At 29.2% G+C, this 17,922-nt stretch carries 16 protein-coding genes; 11 read left to right on the forward strand and 5 right to left on the reverse strand.

Annotated features, from left to right (window positions below; translation table 11 throughout):
* Nucleotide 1: 1 nt before the first annotated feature.
* From METVI_RS0106800 to pyrF, 3 genes are all read left to right on the forward strand, one after another.
* The gene (locus tag METVI_RS0106800; protein ID WP_004591612.1) at nt 2-856 is read left to right on the forward strand and encodes a topoisomerase DNA-binding C4 zinc finger domain-containing protein; all 855 of its coding nucleotides are present in this window, start codon (nt 2-4) and stop codon (nt 854-856) included.
* A 97-nt stretch (nt 857-953) separates the two neighbouring features.
* Nucleotides 954-2,783 carry a methyl-accepting chemotaxis protein gene (locus METVI_RS0106805; RefSeq protein ID WP_017981148.1) on the forward strand — a complete coding sequence of 610 codons (1,830 nt, stop codon included), beginning with the start codon at nt 954-956 and terminating at the stop codon, nt 2,781-2,783.
* 27 nt (nt 2,784-2,810) lie between these two features.
* Nucleotides 2,811-3,443, forward strand: coding sequence for an orotidine-5'-phosphate decarboxylase (pyrF, locus tag METVI_RS0106810; protein WP_004593991.1), 633 nt, complete (start codon nt 2,811-2,813; stop codon nt 3,441-3,443).
* Here the strand turns inward: pyrF and METVI_RS0106815 are convergent.
* Together METVI_RS0106815 and METVI_RS0106820 are read right to left on the reverse strand one after the other, a co-directional pair.
* A complete protein-coding gene (locus tag METVI_RS0106815) occupies nt 3,424-4,608 on the reverse strand; it encodes an NAD(P)-binding protein (RefSeq protein WP_004593989.1) in 1,185 nt (394 codons plus the stop codon). The genes pyrF and METVI_RS0106815 overlap by 20 nt on opposite strands.
* Nucleotides 4,608-5,408: a DUF4013 domain-containing protein gene (locus tag METVI_RS0106820; protein ID WP_004593987.1), complete on the reverse strand. Its 801-nt coding sequence runs from the start codon at nt 5,406-5,408 to the stop codon at nt 4,608-4,610. The genes METVI_RS0106815 and METVI_RS0106820 overlap by 1 nt, the downstream gene beginning before the upstream one ends.
* A 57-nt stretch (nt 5,409-5,465) precedes the next feature.
* Between METVI_RS0106820 and METVI_RS0106825 the strand changes: the two genes are divergently transcribed.
* From METVI_RS0106825 to hisH, 4 genes are read left to right on the forward strand one after another with little or no spacing between them, the layout of a single operon-like run.
* A complete protein-coding gene (locus tag METVI_RS0106825; RefSeq protein WP_004593985.1) occupies nt 5,466-6,551 on the forward strand; it encodes a 60S ribosomal export protein NMD3 in 1,086 nt (361 codons plus the stop codon).
* Nucleotides 6,538-7,689, forward strand: a complete 1,152-nt coding sequence (locus METVI_RS0106830) for a class I SAM-dependent rRNA methyltransferase (protein ID WP_017981149.1) — start codon at nt 6,538-6,540, stop codon at nt 7,687-7,689. Before METVI_RS0106825 ends, METVI_RS0106830 begins: the two co-directional genes overlap by 14 nt.
* 46 nt (nt 7,690-7,735) lie before the next feature.
* Nucleotides 7,736-8,278 carry a TATA-box-binding protein gene (locus tag METVI_RS0106835; RefSeq protein ID WP_004591289.1) on the forward strand — a complete coding sequence of 181 codons (543 nt, stop codon included), beginning with the start codon at nt 7,736-7,738 and terminating at the stop codon, nt 8,276-8,278.
* Nucleotides 8,275-8,862, forward strand: coding sequence for an imidazole glycerol phosphate synthase subunit HisH (hisH, locus tag METVI_RS0106840; RefSeq protein ID WP_004591287.1), 588 nt, complete (start codon nt 8,275-8,277; stop codon nt 8,860-8,862). Before METVI_RS0106835 ends, hisH begins: the two co-directional genes overlap by 4 nt.
* Here hisH and METVI_RS0106845 read toward each other — a convergent pair.
* The gene (locus METVI_RS0106845; RefSeq protein WP_004591285.1) at nt 8,846-10,252 is read right to left on the reverse strand and encodes an aspartate kinase; all 1,407 of its coding nucleotides are present in this window, start codon (nt 10,250-10,252) and stop codon (nt 8,846-8,848) included. The two genes, hisH and METVI_RS0106845, sit on opposite strands and share 17 nt — an antisense overlap.
* A gap of 109 nt (nt 10,253-10,361) precedes the next feature.
* On the opposite strand from METVI_RS0106845, the gene lonB reads away from it, so the two are divergent.
* Nucleotides 10,362-12,269: an ATP-dependent protease LonB gene (lonB, locus tag METVI_RS0106850; protein ID WP_004591283.1), complete on the forward strand. Its 1,908-nt coding sequence runs from the start codon at nt 10,362-10,364 to the stop codon at nt 12,267-12,269.
* 1 nt (nt 12,270) lies between these two features.
* Here the strand turns inward: lonB and METVI_RS0106855 are convergent, their stop codons facing one another.
* Nucleotides 12,271-12,972 (reverse strand): HDIG domain-containing metalloprotein, encoded by a 702-nt coding sequence (locus METVI_RS0106855; protein WP_004591282.1) that lies wholly within the window; start codon nt 12,970-12,972, stop codon nt 12,271-12,273.
* Between the two features lie 19 nt (nt 12,973-12,991).
* Between METVI_RS0106855 and METVI_RS0106860 the strand changes: the two genes are divergently transcribed.
* From METVI_RS0106860 to topA, 3 genes are read left to right on the forward strand one after another with little or no spacing between them, the layout of a single operon-like run.
* On the forward strand, nt 12,992-13,909 hold the full coding sequence (locus tag METVI_RS0106860; protein ID WP_004591280.1) for a nucleoside recognition domain-containing protein: 918 nt from the start codon (nt 12,992-12,994) through the stop codon (nt 13,907-13,909).
* A gap of 44 nt (nt 13,910-13,953) precedes the next feature.
* Nucleotides 13,954-14,511, forward strand: coding sequence for a pyridoxal 5'-phosphate synthase glutaminase subunit PdxT (gene pdxT / locus METVI_RS0106865; protein ID WP_004591278.1), 558 nt, complete (start codon nt 13,954-13,956; stop codon nt 14,509-14,511).
* Nucleotides 14,511-17,030 (forward strand): DNA topoisomerase I, encoded by a 2,520-nt coding sequence (gene topA / locus METVI_RS0106870; protein WP_017981150.1) that lies wholly within the window; start codon nt 14,511-14,513, stop codon nt 17,028-17,030. Before pdxT ends, topA begins: the two co-directional genes overlap by 1 nt.
* Before the next feature lies 1 nt (nt 17,031).
* Here topA and hdrB read toward each other — a convergent pair whose 3' ends face one another.
* A complete protein-coding gene (gene hdrB / locus METVI_RS0106875) occupies nt 17,032-17,919 on the reverse strand; it encodes a CoB--CoM heterodisulfide reductase subunit B (RefSeq protein WP_004591276.1) in 888 nt (295 codons plus the stop codon).
* Nucleotides 17,920-17,922: the final 3 nt, after the last annotated feature.

The raw sequence follows: 17,922 nt of genomic DNA on the forward strand, positions 1-17,922 counted from the left end.
GATGATAGAGTTATTTAACATTTTATCAAAAGATATACATATTAATATAACTAAATTAAGTGATGAAACATTTAATCAAAATTGGAAAGTTCCTGAAGGATTTATATCAATAATTGGACTTGAAAATGCAAAGTTACCTGTTTATTATTATGGGATTACAAATAATTATGAAAAATATTATGATATAAAAAAAGTAGAAACTCCTAAAGGAAAGCAGATTTTTGTTAGATTGTATTATCAGTTTGATAGAAGAGATATTATTGAAAAAGAAAAATATGTTGTAGCTAATGCCTTTACTGGATTGTTATTGTTGATAAAGATAGATAAAGAAGAATTTATTGAAAATGCCACAAAATTATTAAAACATGTTTATAAGAAAGATGAGTTTGTTAAAGATACCTTAGATAGCATAAACCTATTTGATGATTTAGATGAAACAATTAGGTTTGTGGCTAATAGAGATTATAATTGGCTTATAGGTAGAATAAAATATAATATGGGATTATTGAAAAGCTCTGGGCAGGGGTATTATTTATTGCCAGTAAAAACAAACATGCAAATAACTGAAGGATTAAATGTAAATGATAATAAGCTTATCATTGATCTTGAAAATGCTAATTTGTTTAAACACTATATAATATATGTAGATACTGTTAATAATAAGATATTCTTTAATAGAAATAGATTGTGTAATAAAAAACCTATATTAGAAGAGATAATGAGTAAAATTGATGAAAATACATGTCCATGGTGTGGAGCTAAATTAAGAGTAGTTAAAACAAAAAAAGGGGAATTTTTGGGATGTAGCAATTATCCAAAGTGTTTATATAGAAGATTTCCTAATAAAGATGAATAATTCTTTTTTATTCATTTTAATAAATTCCAAAAACTTAATATATTTTTTTAAAGTAAATATTTCTAATGGGGGTATATAATTTTAAATGGGTGGTATTTTGCTAAAAAATATTCCCATAAAGTATAAGCTTTTAGGCATTGTTTTAGCATTGGTTATAATTAATCTCATTACAGGAGGTTTAGTACTATGTGTAATTGATTGTATGAAAAAAGATGCTGAGATAATGAATATTGCCAGTATGGAAAGAAGTTTAATTAAAGATATGAGTAAATACACAACCATGATAAGTTATGGTGAAGATGTTAAGAATGTTTTAAAAGAAAAATCTGACATGTTTGAAAAAAATCTCAATACTTTATTATATGGTGATAAAGAGAGAGGAATTCCAGAAGCTTCTGGTGAATTTAAAGATCAGCTTTTAAAGGTTAAAAAGTTATGGAAAGAATATAAGGAGAATATTAATGTTGTATTAGAAAGCTCTCCTGGAGATCCAAATTTCTTAGAAGCAGTTAATTACATTCGCAATAATTCCAAAGTTTTGTTTAATGAGCAAAATAAAGCTGTTATGATATATCAAAAGAATAGTGAAGAGAAAATAGAACTTGTTAAAACTATAGTTATTATTATGATGGTAATAGCTATAATTATTGGAGCACTATCTTACTATGTAGTGAAAGTAGCAATAATAGCCCCAATAATGGATTTAAAAAGAATGTTGATGGAGGTTGTTAATGGAAATTATGATGTTAAACCAAAGATAAAGTTTGGTAATGATGAGTTAGGAGATTTAGAAAAATGCTTTTTACATATGATTAATAAGATTAAAGAGTTAATAGAAACTATAGACAGTGATAGAAAAGCTATTAGAAAGACATTTAAGGAGCTTAGAGAAGCTATGGATAGGTTAGCAAAAGGAGATTTAACTGTTAGATTAGAGGTAAAAGATAAAAGAAGTAAAGCTCAGGAGGCATTTAATAGGGCTGTTGAAAGCATGCAAAATCTTATTAAATCATTAAGACAGGAAATAATTAATCTAAATAAAGAGATAAACGCATTAAGAGAAGAGACTCAGAGAGCTAAAGAAACTGCTGAACAGGTTGCAGATGCAGCTAACCAAGTAGCTGTTGCAGCGACAGATCAATCTAATAAGTTGCAAGATTTAACACAGGAGGTTGAAGAAACAGCTAAGATGGCTGAAGATACACTTAAAGCTGCTGAGGAAGGAGTAGAAGCGATGGCTGTAGTTGATGAGAAAGCTAATGAAGGGGTTAAGAACGTTGAAAATGCTATTGAGGCTATGCAGAGAATAGCGAATATTATTGATGAGCTTGGAAAGGCTTTAGAGGAGCTTGGTAAGAAGAGTGAGAAGATAAATGAAATAACAGCTTTAATTAAAGATATCGCTGAACAAACAGGATTATTAGCATTAAACGCATCTATTGAAGCTGCAAGGGCTGGAGAGGCAGGAAGAGGTTTCGCAGTTGTCGCTAGTGAGATAAAAGGATTAGCTGAAGAGATAGGAAAGTCTGTTGATGATATAAATAAAACTGTAGAAGAGATAAGATCAGCTATCGAGAAAACTATTGATCTTGGTTTAACTGGAAAAGAGGCTGTTGATAGAGGAGTTATTGTTATAGATGAAGTTAATAATGCATTCTTAAAGATAAAAGAGGCTATCGATAAAGCTAATGAAACTATAGTTAGAATTCAAGAGAGTGCTAAGAATTCAAAAGAGAACGTTGAAACAGCTTTAAGGCATATTCAAGACATCGCTTCCATATCAGAAGAGTTTGCTGCAACTGCTGAAGAGTTAACAGCTTCAGCAGAAGAGATGAGCAGAATTGTTGAAGAAATTTCAAAAGCTACTGAAGAGATATCAGAGATATCATCAAGAGTTTCTAAAGAAGCTGAAAAGTTTATTATTTAAAACTTTAATTTTTCTATTTGTGATAAAATGAAGCTAATGCTAGCATTGGATGTAGAAGATAAGGAGACAGCTATAAGAATTTTAGATAATGTTATTGATTACATAGATGCTATTAAAGTGGGATATCCTTTAGTTTTACCATATGGGATAAAGATATTGAAGGAAATAAAGAGGTACAATAAAGAGATTATATGTGATTTTAAACTGGCTGATATTCCAGCTACAAATGAAAAAATAGCAAAAATTTCCCTTAAATATGCTGATGGAATAATAGCTCATGGATTTGTTGGAGAAGATAGCTTAAAAGCTGTTATTGAAATAGCTAAAAATATGGGAAAAAAGACTGCTGTTGTAGTTGAAATGAGTCATCCTGGAGCTGTTAGATACATGCAACCAATTGCTGAAGATTTGGCATTATTGGCTAAAAATCTTAAAGCTGATTATATAGTAGCCCCATCTACAAGACCAAAAAGATTAAAGAAGTTGAAAGAGATCTCATCTCTTCCTGTTATGACTCCTGGCATTATAACCCAAGGGGGAAAAATAGAAGAAATAAAAGATATATTAGATGAGAAAGATTATATTATTGTTGGAAGAGCTATATATCAAGCTAACAATCCAAAAGAATCTGCAAAACAGATTAAAGATTTAATTGGTTAATATGATTAACAACCTTCAAAACCCCAATAGCTATTCCCTCAACTTCCATATCTCCTCCTTTTGCTCCATCACCAACTAGATATAATCTATCATTTATAATATTCCCCACATCATGTCCATTTTTAGCATGATTTACTGGAAAATCATCCCTATAACTCTGTATATGTAATATCTTATAATCTATATTTTTAAACAATTTATCTATATCCTCTAAACCTAAATCAATCTCTTTTTTAACATTGTTTGAAATCTGAGCTTGATGAGTCATTATTAAATGATATCCTTCAGGAGCTAAGCTTTTATCTACATTAGTAACCTGATTTAACCCATTTATTCTTTCACATTCTGGTGTAAATAGGACACCATTATGTTTAATTATCCCTTTTTTTGAAGCAATACTTATCTTTATCCCCTTAGATGGCTCTATTTTTTTATCTAAAAATTTTATATTACACATCTTCTGAGTTTCTTTTGGAGATATATTACTAATAACTATGTCAAACTCCCTATCATCAATATATGCCTTATCTTCCACCTCTATTTTTTTAACTTCATACTCTTTTATAATATTCCCCCCATTTCTTTCAATTATTTTAACCAGCTCATCTATAACAGCTTTACACCCACCTATGGGAACTCCAGGACCTTTAAATTTATAATAGTTATTAGCAATGTTTATAATTTCTTTCATTGTAACTTCATAAACATCTAAGCTTAAAGCCCATCCAGTAAATGCCTTTCCTATCATTAATGCCAAATCAACATCTTCCAAAAATTCTCCAAAAGGTTGGTTATAATCAACTATACCTAATTTTAGATTTGTAGCTTTTTTTAAGGCTTTTATTTTATCCTTAACCCCTAGTAAATCAAACAAATCTTTGTATAAATATTCTCTTCCATTGATTAAAAATGTTCCATCAGGTTTAGAATTAACTATCTTAACATCAGCTTTTGCCATCTTTAAAGCTTTTGCTAAATATCCCCTACTACCATGTGGTATCATATGCAAAGCTCCAGTAGTTAGTTGAAATCCATCATAATTTAAATTTGTAAACCTACCTCCCAAAAAAGGTAGTTTTTCAAAAATGGTTATTTTATGATTATAAGATAATATAGCTCCAGCTAACAATCCCCCCAACCCAGCTCCTACAATACCTATCTCCATCATCTTTCACCAATTTTATCTTTATAATAAAGGCTATAACATCTATATGAGAATATCCCTAAGAAAAAGCTTACAAATAATGAAACTGTTGATTCTAAAATATCTGCTATCATAAAAGAAATATCGCTATTGGCAATGAGAAAAACAATTTTCAGGATTATAAATGGTATGCTTATAATAAGATTAACTATAAAAGATATAATAAATACTACTATTAATAGCAATACATACTTTAAAGACATTAGTTTAAATATTTTTCTAAACTCAAAAAATCCAAAGAACCCATTAACAGAGAAATTTACAGATGCTAAAGGTTGATATAGGGTTAGGCATAAAATAAATGGAATAAATAATAAAAGCCCTAAAATAATTGTTAATACTGATAATTTTGTATTAATATTTATAAATAATATTGCCATTAATATAATTATAAATGGAATTATTAAGAAAATTATTGACAATATCAGCATTCCAACAGTGTATAACAACCCACTAACAAACAATTCCCAAATGTTATCCCAATCAGGAGCTTCTTTATTCTCAACAGTGTTTTTCATAACTCTAACATAATAACCTGATATAATAAAGATGATTGTTAATAAAATGATAAACATTATAATAAATATTGGTATTAAAAAAACTACTCTGCTTATATCATATAAATTTCCCAAATAACTAATAAAAAATGTCATAACTCCTAAAAAAATTCCAGAAATTAAAGATAGGATACCTCCAATTAAAAATTTGCTAAAATTATTTTTTATATAATTATAGCTATCTTTTATATAATCTCCAATCATTTTTTCACCTATAATGTTATTTTATCTTTTGTAGAATATTTATTTTATGGTGGGATTATGAGAGGAATATGTTATAGATGTGGGGCTGAGGATGAATTAATTGAAGGTTTATGCCCATTATGTTATGCTCAAGAGCATCCTCTATTTGAAATAGATAATATTATACAGATAGAAGTCTGCCACATGTGTGGTTCTTACAAAAGAAAGGTTTGGCAAACTCCAAAAAGTGAGGATCCTTATGAAATAGTAGAAGAGATAGTTTATTATGCAATTAAAGATAATATAAAGAAGAAGGGGGAGATAGAGTTAGAGATAATTCCAAAAATTTCTCAACTTCCAGGAGGTAAAAGAAGTAAGTTGATCATTCCAGTAGAAATTATTGCTTATGGAAAGTTACCAAAGGAAAAGGAAAAGAGAGAATATAGAAAAGAAGTTGAAGTTCATTTAAATATGGTTCAGTGTCCAAGATGTTCAAGATACATGTCAAACTATTATGAAGCAACACTGCAAGTTAGGGCTATGAATAGATATTTAACAGAAAAGGAAAAGGAAGAGCTTGATAAATTTGTTAGGGAGGAAGTTTATAAAAGATTAAAAAAGGATAGGATGGCATTCATATCAAAGTTTATACCACAGAAGGAGGGATTAGATTATCAGCTAGGTTCAATAGGAGCTGCAAGATATTTAGCACATAGAATAAAAGAGAAATATGGAGGTAAAATAACTGAAAGTTCAACACTTGTAGGTGTTGATAGCACAGGAAAAGAATTGCATAGATTAACTATATCTGTTAGAATTCCTGAATATAGAGTGGGAGATGTTGTTAAATATAGAGATAAGTATTATAAAGTTTCTTCAATTACAGAACATAAAGTTTATTTAAAATCTTTAGATAAAGATGATAAATTAGGATTATCTTGGCATGTAGCTGAGAAAGAAACAAAATTGGAGAAAAAATGGGAAGAGCTTAGTAGAGGAACAGTTATAGCTACAACACCAAATTTAATGGTTATGGATGATGAAAATTATGAAATATATGAGTTTGATAAAAAAGAAGGAATAAAAGAGGGAGATAAGGTAAGGTTATTGAAGAAGGATATAGTCTATTTTGTTGAAAAAGAGGGAGAAAATGGAGATAGATAAAAGAGCTTATAAGTCAATAAAAGAGAAATTTTCAAAAATAATTTATAAAAAAGCTATTGTAAATAAGAAAGATCTTCCAAATAAGGAAGAAATAATAACTTTAACCTACAAAAATAAATTTGTTGCTAAAGCCCTATATAACCCAAAATCAGCTATAATTAGAATACTAACTACTGAGAATGAGGATATTGACTATGACTTTTTTTATAAGAGAATAAAAAAAGCAAAAATTTACAGAGAAGATATTTTAAATTATAAAAACACATACAGGTGGATTTATGCTGAAGCTGATATAGCAGGAATTATATTTGATAAATATAATGATATTGGTGTAATGCAACTTACATCTAAACTTATTGAGAGGGAATATTTAAAAGATATTATTGATATTTTCTTTAATCTCTCTGATTTAAAAACTATATATGTTAAAAGGGGAAAAAAAGGAGAAAGAATTAAACATAAAGTTTTTGGGAACAGAGAGAAGTTTGAGACTATAATATATGAAGGAGAGGCAAAATTTATTGTTAATGCCAAAGGTCATAAAACAGGATTTTTCTTAGATCAGAGGGAGAATAGGCTGTTGTTAGAGAGGTTTATTAAAGAAGGTTATAGGGTTTTAGACATATGCTGCTACACTGGAGGTTTCTCGGTTCATGCAGCTTTAAAAGGAGCTTATGTTGTGGGCGTAGATTTATCTAAAAAGGCCTTAGAGGTCGCTGAAGAGAATATGGAAATTAATAATATTCCAAAAGATAGATATGAGTTTATAGAAGGAAACGCATTTAAAGTTATGGAAGAGCTAATAGAAGATGGAGAAAAATTTGATGTTGTTATCCTTGATCCTCCTGCTTTTGCACAGAAAGAGGAAGATGTTAAAAGAGCATTAAAAGGCTATTCTGCATTAAACTATTTAGGGATGAAATTAGCTGAAAAACTGTTTGTAACATGTTCATGCTCACATCATATAGATAGAGAGCTATTTAAAAAAACAGTATTTTCTTCAGCATATAGAGCTGGAAAGGAGCTGTTTATTATTGATTATAGAGGGCAAGCTCCTGACCATCCTGTAACTGTTGGTAATAAACACTTGGAATATCTAAAATGTTTGTTTGCATATATTAATAAAATATTTAATTAAGTATTTAAACAATAATATAAATAATTGGCACTAATTTGGTGAAAGAATGCCTGATATAAAGATAGTCAATGTTGTGGTCTCAACAAAAATTGCTGATAGTATTGACTTAGAAGAAGCTGCTTTAGTTTTAGAAAATGCTGAATATGAACCAGAACAATTCCCAGGTCTTGTTTGTAGATTATCTGTTCCAAAAGTAGCACTTTTATTATTCAGAAGTGGAAAAGTTAATTGTACTGGAGCAAAAAGTAAGAAAGAAGCTGAAATTGCTATAAATAAAATTATCAATGAATTAAAAGATGCAGGGTTTGATGTTTATGAAAACCCTGAAGTTAAGATACAAAACATGGTAGCAACAGCTGATTTAGGAGTGGAACCTAATTTGGATGAAATAGCAATGTATGTTGATGATACTGAATATGAACCAGAACAATTCCCAGGTCTTGTTTATAGGTTAGATGATCCTAAAGTTGTAGTATTAATATTTGGTAGTGGAAAAGTAGTTATTACAGGTTTAAAAAAAGAGGAAGATGCTAAAAGAGCTTTAGATAAGATTTTAGAAACTATTAAAGAGGTTCAGGGATACAGATGATTGCAATTATTGATTACAATGCAGGAAATTTAAGAAGCATACAAAAAGCTGTTGAAATGTTTGATAAAGCTATAATTACAAATAAAAAAGAAGATATTTTATCAGCTGATAAAGTTATCTTACCAGGTGTGGGCAACTTTGGTAGTGCTGTTAATCATTTAGAACCATTAAAAGATGCAATATATAAAATTATTGATGATGGAATTCCATTTTTAGGCATATGTTTGGGTATGCAAATTCTGTTTGAAAGAAGCGAAGAAAAAAAAGATGCTAAAGGTTTTGGGATAATAAAGGGAGATGTAGTAAAATTTAGAAATGTTAAAATTCCACATATGGGGTGGAACACAGTTAAGATTGTTAAAGATTGCATATTATTTGAAAATATTAAGGATAATAGTTATTTCTACTTTGTTCATTCTTACTACGTCAAACCTTATGAAGATGTGGTAGTTGGAGAAACAGAATATGGAGTAGTTTTTCCAAGTGTTATTAACAAAAATAATATTTTTGCTACACAATTTCATCCTGAAAAAAGTGGAAAATTAGGATTAAAGGTTATTGAGAACTTTATTGAGCTTCTATAAACTTTTCATGTAGCTTCCTAACACAGTTTATAAGATCTTTTTTATCAATAACAAAAGAGATATTTACTTCTGAAGAACCTTGAGCTATCATCTTTATATTTGCTCCACTCTCAGCTACTGTTGTGAAGATCTTCCCTGCTATTCCTTTAGCACCTCTCATTCCTGCTCCTACGACAGACACTACTGAAACATCTTTATCAACATCAACCCCTCTTATAACACTATTATTTAAAAAGCTCTTTTTATAGAAAACTCCAAATTCATTCTTTAAAGATTTAACTGCTCTATCAGCATCTTCTTTACTAACCACTATTGATATATTTGTTTCAGAAGATCCTTGACTTATTAGGATAACATTAACATCTTCTAAAGCTTTAAATATTCTTGCTGCTGTTCCACTAACTCCTACCATCCCTGCTCCAAAGATATTTATTAAAGCTACATCTTTTATAGTAGTTATAGCCTTAACAACTCTATCAGAATATTCTATATTATTTGTTATTAATGTTCCTTCATCTTCTGGTTTGAAAGTGTTTTTAACCAATATAGGGATATGCTTTTCCATGGCAGGTTCTATAGTTCTTGGATGTAAAACTTTTGCTCCAAAATAAGCTAATTCCATGGCTTCTATATAACTTAACTTAGGTATTCTTCTAGCATTTGGAACCAATTTTGGATCAGCAGTATAAACTCCTGAAACATCTGTCCATATCTCAATTATGCTAGCATCTAAGCCATAACCAATTAATGCAGCTGAGTAATCACTACCTCCTCTACCAAGAGTTGTTATATACCCATCCTCTGACAATCCTATAAATCCTGTAACTACAGGAATTATATCTCTTTCTATTAAAGGTGTAAGCATTTCTTTTACTTTTAATTTTACTACTCTTGCATTACCAAAGTTATTATCTGTTATTATTCCAGCCTCTCCTCCCTCTAATGCAATACTCTTTTCTCCTAAATCATTTAAAGCCCCTGCTAATATAGGAGCTGATAATCTTTCCCCAAATGAAAGTATATAATCTTTAGACCTCTTTGTTAATTCTCCTAAATATGCCACACCAATTAAAACTTTTTCTAACTCTTCTATTCTACTTTCTATAATCTTTTTCACATGTTTTTTTATATTTTCATCTTTTATAGCATCTTCAATAGCAGAATAGTGTTTATCTTTAATAAAACTAATAAAATCACTAATTTTTTCTAAATCTCTAACATCCAATGCTTGCTGTGAGATATCAATTAAAGCATTTGTAACTTCACTCATAGCTGAAACTACCACAACAACCTTATCATCTTTTTTTCTATCTCTTACAATCTCAGCCACTTTTCTTATTTTCTTTCCATCTCCAACAGATGTTCCACCAAACTTCATCACTACAACCATTATAACCACCAAAATATAAAAATATAAAATTTTAGAAAATTTTTTAAAGTATAATAATTTTTATAGTAAATACTCTTTTGGAGTTAATAAATATTTAAGGTGTATTTATATGTTTTCAGTAAAATTTAAAACTACAGAAGAACTTCCTGAACCATCTCCAAGATTAATTGATCAAGTTATTGGACAAGATGAGGCTGTAAGGATAGTTTTATCAGCTGTAAAAAATAAAAGAAATGTAATTCTATTAGGCGATCCCGGTGTAGGAAAATCAATGATTGTCAAAGCTGTTGGGGAAATCTTACAAGATATAGTTGATTTTAAACCATACTATGTAATTGCAAAACCAAATTTAAAGAATATGGAGAGGCCAATAGTTGAAGTTATAGATGGAGAATACAAAGAGGAGAAAATAGAAATACCAAAAGTAGATTTTAAATCTCCAAATACTTTCTATTTAATATTGGTAATGATTGCTGCTATTTTATTATCAGAATACCTTTTAAGATTTGTTCCTGAAAAATATTTATTAGCAGCAATATCCATAACTTCTCTAATAGTTTTAATTTTTGGATTTGTTATTATCTTATCAGCAATTATTGGATCATCAAGATCAGGAATGGGAAATACATACAGTCCTGCTGATTTAAAACCTGTAGTTTTATATGAATGTAAAAAAATGCCTCTTGTAAGAGCTTCAGCTTATAATGTGACAAGATTGTTGGGTGATGTAAAACACTGTCCTTTAGGAGGACGACCTCCTTTGGGAACTCCACCACATAAGAGAATAATACTTGGTGCAATACATGAAGCTCATAGGGGAATTTTGTATGTTGATGAAATAAAGACAATGCCATTAGAAGTTCAAGATTATATATTAACTGCTTTACAAGATAAAAAATTACCAATAAGTGGTAGAAATCCAAATTCTAGTGGAGCTACAGTTGAAACAAATCCTATTCCATGTGACTTTATTTTAATTATGTCAGGAAATATGGATGATGTTTATAACTTAAGAGCTCCACTCTTAGATAGGATAGACTATAAAATAGTGTTGAGAAATAAAATGGACAATACATTAGAAAATAGAAATAAGCTCTTACAATTTATAGTTCAAGAGATTAAAAACAATAATTTAAATCATTTAACATATGAAGCTTGTTGTGAAGTTGTTAGAGTAGCACAACACTTAGCAGGTTCAAAAGATAAACTTACTTTGAGGTTAAGGTTATTAGCAAATATATTAAAAATGGCTAATGATTTGGCAATGGGTAAAGAAATTGAAGAGATTTTAGGAAACTTTGATGGTAAAGACTACAAGCCATTAACAGGAAAAGGAAAAGTCTTAATTGAAGCTAAACATATAAGGGAAGTTTTTGAAAGGGGTATATATAGTATGGAGAAACAGGTGGCTATTAACTATATTAAAAACTTCAAGAGATATAAGCTAATAACCCCAAATGACAGTCCAAAGATAGGGGTAATTTATGGATTAGCTGTTTTAGGGGAAGGAGGAATTGGAGATGTAACAAAAATTATTGTGCAAATATTAGATTCAAAAAATCCTGCAACACACCTATTAAACATCTCTGGAGATATAGCTAAACATTCAATAACATTAGCTTCAGCACTTTCTAAGAAACTAATAGCTAATCATAAATTACCTCTACCCAAAAAAGATATAGATCTTACTAACAAAGAGATATATATCCAATTTAGTCAATCATACAGTAAGATAGATGGAGACAGCGCTACAGCGGCAGTGTGTTTGGCTATATTATCAGCATTATTAGAAATTCCTCTAAAACAGGATTTTGCTATTACAGGAAGTTTGGATCTTAGTGGAAATGTTCTAGCAGTTGGAGGAATCAATGAGAAAATAGAAGCTGCTAAGAGATATGGATTTAAGAGAGTTATTATTCCAGAGAGTAACATGATAGATGTTATTGAAGGTGAAGGAATTGAAATAATACCTGTAAAAACTTTAGATGAAATAATTCCATTAGTTTTTGAAATGTGAATTACTCATCATCAAAGTTAAAATCTAAACTTAATAGCTCTTTTATAAACTTTATACATTTTTCCCTACCTTCTTTACTTCTGATTTCATAGACTTTTAAAGGAGTTATAACCTTATAAATTTCACTCTCATCAATTCCTAAATCTCTACTTCTTGCAGAACAAACCCTTATAGCAGCATCATTTATTTTAGCATCTAACTCATCAGCATAATGAACAATATATTCCTCTATTGAACTTGGTTTTGTAGGAGAGAATTCTCCATGATGAGAAGCTACAATTTTTATAACCTTCAGAGGAAAATTTCTTTTATAAAGCTCAGCTACTGCTAAGGTTAAGTGATCTAAATTAAATAAGTCATAATGATCAAAACCTTCATCAGTTTTAATATAATTATATGGTTTCATAATATCATGTAATAAAGCCCCAGCAATAACATAATCTTTATTAATTTCAACTTTATATACTTCTTCTAAAACTTCTGCAATCTTTATTGCCAACTTTGTGACAGAAACTGTATGTTCAATCAGCCCTCCCTCATACTTATGATGCCAATTTATACTTGCTGGAGATTCTTCTAAACTAACTCCTGTATCTTTAATTTCAGGATGTGTAGCTTTAGGATTCATTATAAAATCTATTACCTTCTTTCTTAACTCCTCATCTTTTATTAGATTGGCTAATTCAATTAATCTCTCTACCATAATTAATCACCGTGATAGTATGGTAATTGTAGAATCTTTACTATATACTATAAAAATTTCTTCCGTATCAATACCAACAGTTTTTATATTTAGCTATCTAATTAATGCAGGCATGTTAGATAAGCTTTCAAAAATACTACATCCCATATTAAGATATTTAAATGTAAACCCTATATCCATATCTTCCATATTATCATGCTTTTTTAGCCCAACTGTTGGATACTCTATATTAGCTGAGGCTTATAGAGAAAGAAAGATTGATGAAAATGTTATTATAGCCACTTCCTTAGCTAACTCATTTCCATCAATTTTATCTCATACATTAACCTTCTTTATACCAATTGTGATTCCAATATTGGGATTTACTGGGTTAATATTTATTTTAATTAGGATATTTGTATCTTTGGTAAAAAGTATAATAGGATTTATATATTTAACTAAAGTAAAAATTGATTTTAATGAAAATGTAGAATATAAAAAATTAAATAGAGGTGAATGTTTTAATTTGGCTATAAATAGAACATTAAAATTTACTAAAAGGTTTGTTCCTATTATGTTTATAACATTAACAATAGTGCTTTATCTTAATGAGATAAAATTTTTTGACATAATTAAAAATCTTCTTTATCCAATAACTAAATTTTTAAATTTAAATCCTAATGTTATTGTCTTGGCCCTGTCAGAATTTATAAATGCACAATCAGCTATAATTTTAGCTGGAGAGTTTTTAAAAAATAATATTCTAACTCAGAAAGAGATTTTAATTGGTTTAATTATTGGAAATGTTGTAACATTTTCTACAAGATATGTTAAACACTCTCTTCCATTACACATCTCATTATTTGGAGTGAAGTTAGGATCAAAGATAGTGTTGATTAATGCTGTAATAACCTTAATATTAGATATATTTATCATTATCATCTTATTAACCATATAAAATTTATATAAAACTTCTGACTTTTAATCTTTAGGTGGTTATATATGATATTTGGAGTCTTAGCTATCCAAGGAGCTATAGAAGAGCATGAAGAAGCTTTAAAAAAGGCTGGTTATGAAGCTAAAAAGGTTAGAAATAAAGAAGATTTAAAAGATATAGATGCTCTCATAATCCCTGGAGGAGAGAGCACTACAATTGGAAAACTTATGAAAAAATATGGTTTATTTGAAAGTATAAAAAACTCTTCTCTACCAATATTAGGAACTTGTGCAGGAATGGTGCTGTTATCTAAAGACTCTGGTTATAAGCAAGATCTTTTAGGATTGATGGATATAACTGTTAAAAGAAATGCTTATGGAAGACAGAGAGAAAGTTTTGAAAAAGAGATATATTTCAAGGATATAGGAAAAATCTATGGTGTATTTATTAGAGCCCCTGTAGTTGATAAAATACTCTCAGATGATGTTGAAGTTATAGCTAAGGATGATGATAAAATAGTGGGAGTTATGCAAGATAGATATATGGCACTTTCATTCCATCCTGAGTTATCAGAGGATGGATATAAAGTTTATAAATATTTTGTTAAGCACTGTGTGAAATAATGATTCTAATAATAGCTGAAAAGCCTAGTGTAGCTAAGAAGATAGCTAATGCATTAGGAAAAGCTAGAAAGAAGATGTTATATAATGTTCCATATTATGAACTTGAAAGGAATGGAAAAAAGATTGTTGTTGCCTCTGCTGTAGGGCACTTATTTACCTTAGATGAAAAAGTTAAAACCTACACCTATCCTGTTTTTGATGTAAAATGGGTTCCTGCAAGTGTAGAGAAAGGCAAGAGTTATGTTAATAATTATATTAAACTTCTAAAAAAACTCTCTAAGGAAGCTGAAGATATTTATATAGCTACAGATTGGGATATAGAAGGAGAGTTGATAGGATATCATGCTTTAAAATTTTGTTGTGGTAGAGATAAAGCTAAGAGAATGAGATTTTCTGCATTAACAAAAAGTGAAATTATAAAAGCTTTTGAAAATCCTGATAGTATTGACTATGGTCTTGTTGATGCTGGAGAGTCAAGGCATATAGTAGATTGGTATTTTGGTATAAATTTATCAAGAGCACTAATGCATGCTATAAAATCCTTAAACAGATGGAAAGTTTTAAGTGTTGGGAGGGTTCAAGCTCCAACTTTAGCTATATTGTGTAATAGAGAAAAAGAGATAAGTTTATTTAAACCAAAACCGTATTGGGTCATATCTGCAGTAATAAAAAATTTAAAGGCTATTCATGAAAAAGAGAAATTTTGGGATAAAGAAGAGGCAGAGAATATTTATAATAAAATAAAAGATGAAAAATTTGCTAAAGTAATTAATGTGGAGAGAGTTATAAGAAAAATTCCCCCTCCTCCTCCATTTGATTTAACTGAGCTTCAAAGAGAAGCTTATAGCTATTTTAAATTATCACCTAAGGAGACACAAGATATAGCTCAGTCTCTTTATGAGAAAGGATTATGCTCATACCCAAGAACTTCTAGCCAAAAATTACCTAGAGATGAGGGTTATTTAAGAAACATACTTAATACCATTAGCCAACATCCAACATATAATAAGTTTGCTATAGAAATTTTAAAAAGAAATTTAAGACCTGTTGAAGGAAAAAAGGAAGATTCAGCACATCCTGCTATACATATAGTTGATATTCCAAAGGAACCTTTATCAGATAAAGAATATAAGATCTATGATTTAATTGCTAGAAGAACATTAGCAGCTTTTTGGCCAGAAATGGAAAGGGAGTATTTAAAAGTAGTTCTTGACATAAAAGGAGAGAAATTTAAATTATCTTTAGCGAGAACTATTAAAGAAGGTTGGCACTCCATTTATAATTTTTCAAATTATGAAGAGAACTATATGGAGATAAAAGATAAGGTTAAATTAGATAAAATTTTAATTGAGGAGAAAAAAACAGAACCTCCAAAAAGATATACATTAGCAAGTTTAATTAAAGAGTTGGAAAAAAGAAAGCTAGGAACTAAATGTTTAACATCAAATACTTTAATTAAAGTTGAAATTGATAATATAATTAAGTATATGAAAATTAAAGATCTATTTGAATTTTTAAATGATAAGTTTAAATATGGTGATATTGAGTTTGCAATAAATAATAAAAATGTTAAATGTTTCTCATATAAAAACAATGAGATTAAAAGCACATTTATGTGTGTAAGTAGAAGGAAATTAAAAGAGAATGAAGTGGTTTATAGAATTGAGTTTGAAGATAAGAGTTTTGTTGAAGTTACAGAAGATCATCCAATTTTAACATATAATGGAGCTCTTAAATATATAAGGGCTAAAAAATTAAAGAAAGGAATGAAAGTTGTATCTCCAAATAATATTAAAACTATCTTAAATATTGAAAAAATTGATTATAGCGGATATGTTTATGATATAATTAATTCTAAATACTCAAATTTTATAGCAAATGACATTGTAGTTCATAACTCAACTAGGGCAGAGATTATTGATAAATTGATTAGTAGGGGTTATGTTATTGATGACAACTCTCTAAGAGTTACAGATTTAGGAATTGCAGTTATAGAAACATTAAAAAAATTCTGTCCTGAAATAGTAGATGAAAAACTAACAAGAGATTTAGAAGAAAAACTAGAAAAGATACAATTTAAAAAAATAAAAAAAGAAGATGTATTGGAAGAGGCTAAAAATAGATTAATAAATATTTTATTAGAATTTAAAAAGAAAGAAAAAGATGTAGGAAAATTATTAATTAGCAAAATGGATACTGGAAAAGTTATAGGAAAGTGTAAATGTGGTGGAGATTTATTATTGGTTAGAGATAAGAGAAGATTTATAAAATGCTCAAATTGTAATTACATCCTATATCTTCCAAATAAAGGAAGAGTAAGGATTACAAATAAGTCATGCTCATGTGGGTGGCCAATAATAAAGATTAATGATATTGAAGTATGCACTAATAAAAATTGTCCTAAAAAAGTTTGTCCAAAATGTGGAGCTTCTCTGGTAATAAGAGAAGGAAAATATGGATTGTTTTATGGTTGTACAAATTATCCAAATTGTAAATACACAGAACCCATTAAAAAATAATTTAGATAATTTCTAATTTTTTTAATACAGGATCTACAGGAATTGCATGAACATTAACAGCTAAATCTTCTGGACTCATCCCTATAGCTAAACCTAAAAGTTGGCTTAAATGCAGCACAGGTAAATTAAATTTATCCCCAAATATTTTTTCAATCTCTTTTTGCCCTCTATCAAACTGTAAATGGCAGAACGGACAAACATTGACAGTACAGTCAGCTTTTGCATCAAGCATATTTATAATCTTCTCTCTTGTCATCTTCAATGCAGTTTCTAAGAATCTTGCTCTAACGCCCCCTCCAGCTCCACAACACATTTGATAATCTTTATAATAAATTGGTTTAGCTCCTGTAGCTGAAACAATGTCTTCTAATATTCTTGGTCTTTCTGAAGAATCTAGTTTTTTAATTTCACTAGGCTTTAAAAAGTGACATCCATAGTGAATAGCTACATTTAGCTTATCTAAAGGTCTAACTACACAGTTTTTTATTTTATCTACCCCTATATCATTATATATCAACTCTGCAAAGTGTCTAACTTTAACATTTCCTTTATATTCTTTTCCTATTTTAGATAATTTTTCATTAACAAAGTCTAAAGCTTCTTTATTCTCATGTAATATATGGGCTGCCTCATATAAAGTACCATAACATCCATTACATACAGTAACTATATCACAACCCATTTCTTCAGCTATAGCCAAATTTCTTGCTGCTATTGTTAGCCAAGTCTTTAGATCAAATGAACCAAAAACTCCTGGAGCTGGACAGCATGATGCTCCAGGCATGTACTCTAAATCAACACCTAAAGCCTTCATTACTTTAAATGTTGCTTTCTCTATTCCTGGATACCTATGTGGCATTATACAACCTAAAAAGAAAGCATATTTCATTGT

This window comes from Methanocaldococcus villosus KIN24-T80 (assembly GCF_000371805.1).
Lineage (GTDB): Archaea > AGJL01 > Methanococci > Methanococcales > Methanocaldococcaceae > Methanocaldococcus > Methanocaldococcus villosus.

Coding starts and splice junctions, on each gene's coding strand:
- METVI_RS0106845 (WP_004591285.1), bottom strand. CDS start 10,252: ATGGTTGTAGTGATGAAGTTTGGTGGAACATCTGTTGGAGATGGAAAG.
- METVI_RS0106835 (WP_004591289.1), top strand. CDS start 7,736: ATGCCTGATATAAAGATAGTCAATGTTGTGGTCTCAACAAAAATTGCT.
- lonB (WP_004591283.1), top strand. CDS start 10,362: ATGTTTTCAGTAAAATTTAAAACTACAGAAGAACTTCCTGAACCATCT.
- METVI_RS0106820 (WP_004593987.1), bottom strand. CDS start 5,408: ATGATTGGAGATTATATAAAAGATAGCTATAATTATATAAAAAATAAT.
- hisH (WP_004591287.1), top strand. CDS start 8,275: ATGATTGCAATTATTGATTACAATGCAGGAAATTTAAGAAGCATACAA.
- METVI_RS0106830 (WP_017981149.1), top strand. CDS start 6,538: ATGGAGATAGATAAAAGAGCTTATAAGTCAATAAAAGAGAAATTTTCA.
- METVI_RS0106860 (WP_004591280.1), top strand. CDS start 12,992: ATGGTAATTGTAGAATCTTTACTATATACTATAAAAATTTCTTCCGTA.
- METVI_RS0106825 (WP_004593985.1), top strand. CDS start 5,466: ATGAGAGGAATATGTTATAGATGTGGGGCTGAGGATGAATTAATTGAA.
- METVI_RS0106800 (WP_004591612.1), top strand. CDS start 2: ATGATAGAGTTATTTAACATTTTATCAAAAGATATACATATTAATATA.
- hdrB (WP_004591276.1), bottom strand. CDS start 17,919: ATGAAATATGCTTTCTTTTTAGGTTGTATAATGCCACATAGGTATCCA.
- METVI_RS0106855 (WP_004591282.1), bottom strand. CDS start 12,972: ATGGTAGAGAGATTAATTGAATTAGCCAATCTAATAAAAGATGAGGAG.
- METVI_RS0106815 (WP_004593989.1), bottom strand. CDS start 4,608: ATGGAGATAGGTATTGTAGGAGCTGGGTTGGGGGGATTGTTAGCTGGA.
- pdxT (WP_004591278.1), top strand. CDS start 13,954: ATGATATTTGGAGTCTTAGCTATCCAAGGAGCTATAGAAGAGCATGAA.
- pyrF (WP_004593991.1), top strand. CDS start 2,811: ATGAAGCTAATGCTAGCATTGGATGTAGAAGATAAGGAGACAGCTATA.
- topA (WP_017981150.1), top strand. CDS start 14,511: ATGATTCTAATAATAGCTGAAAAGCCTAGTGTAGCTAAGAAGATAGCT.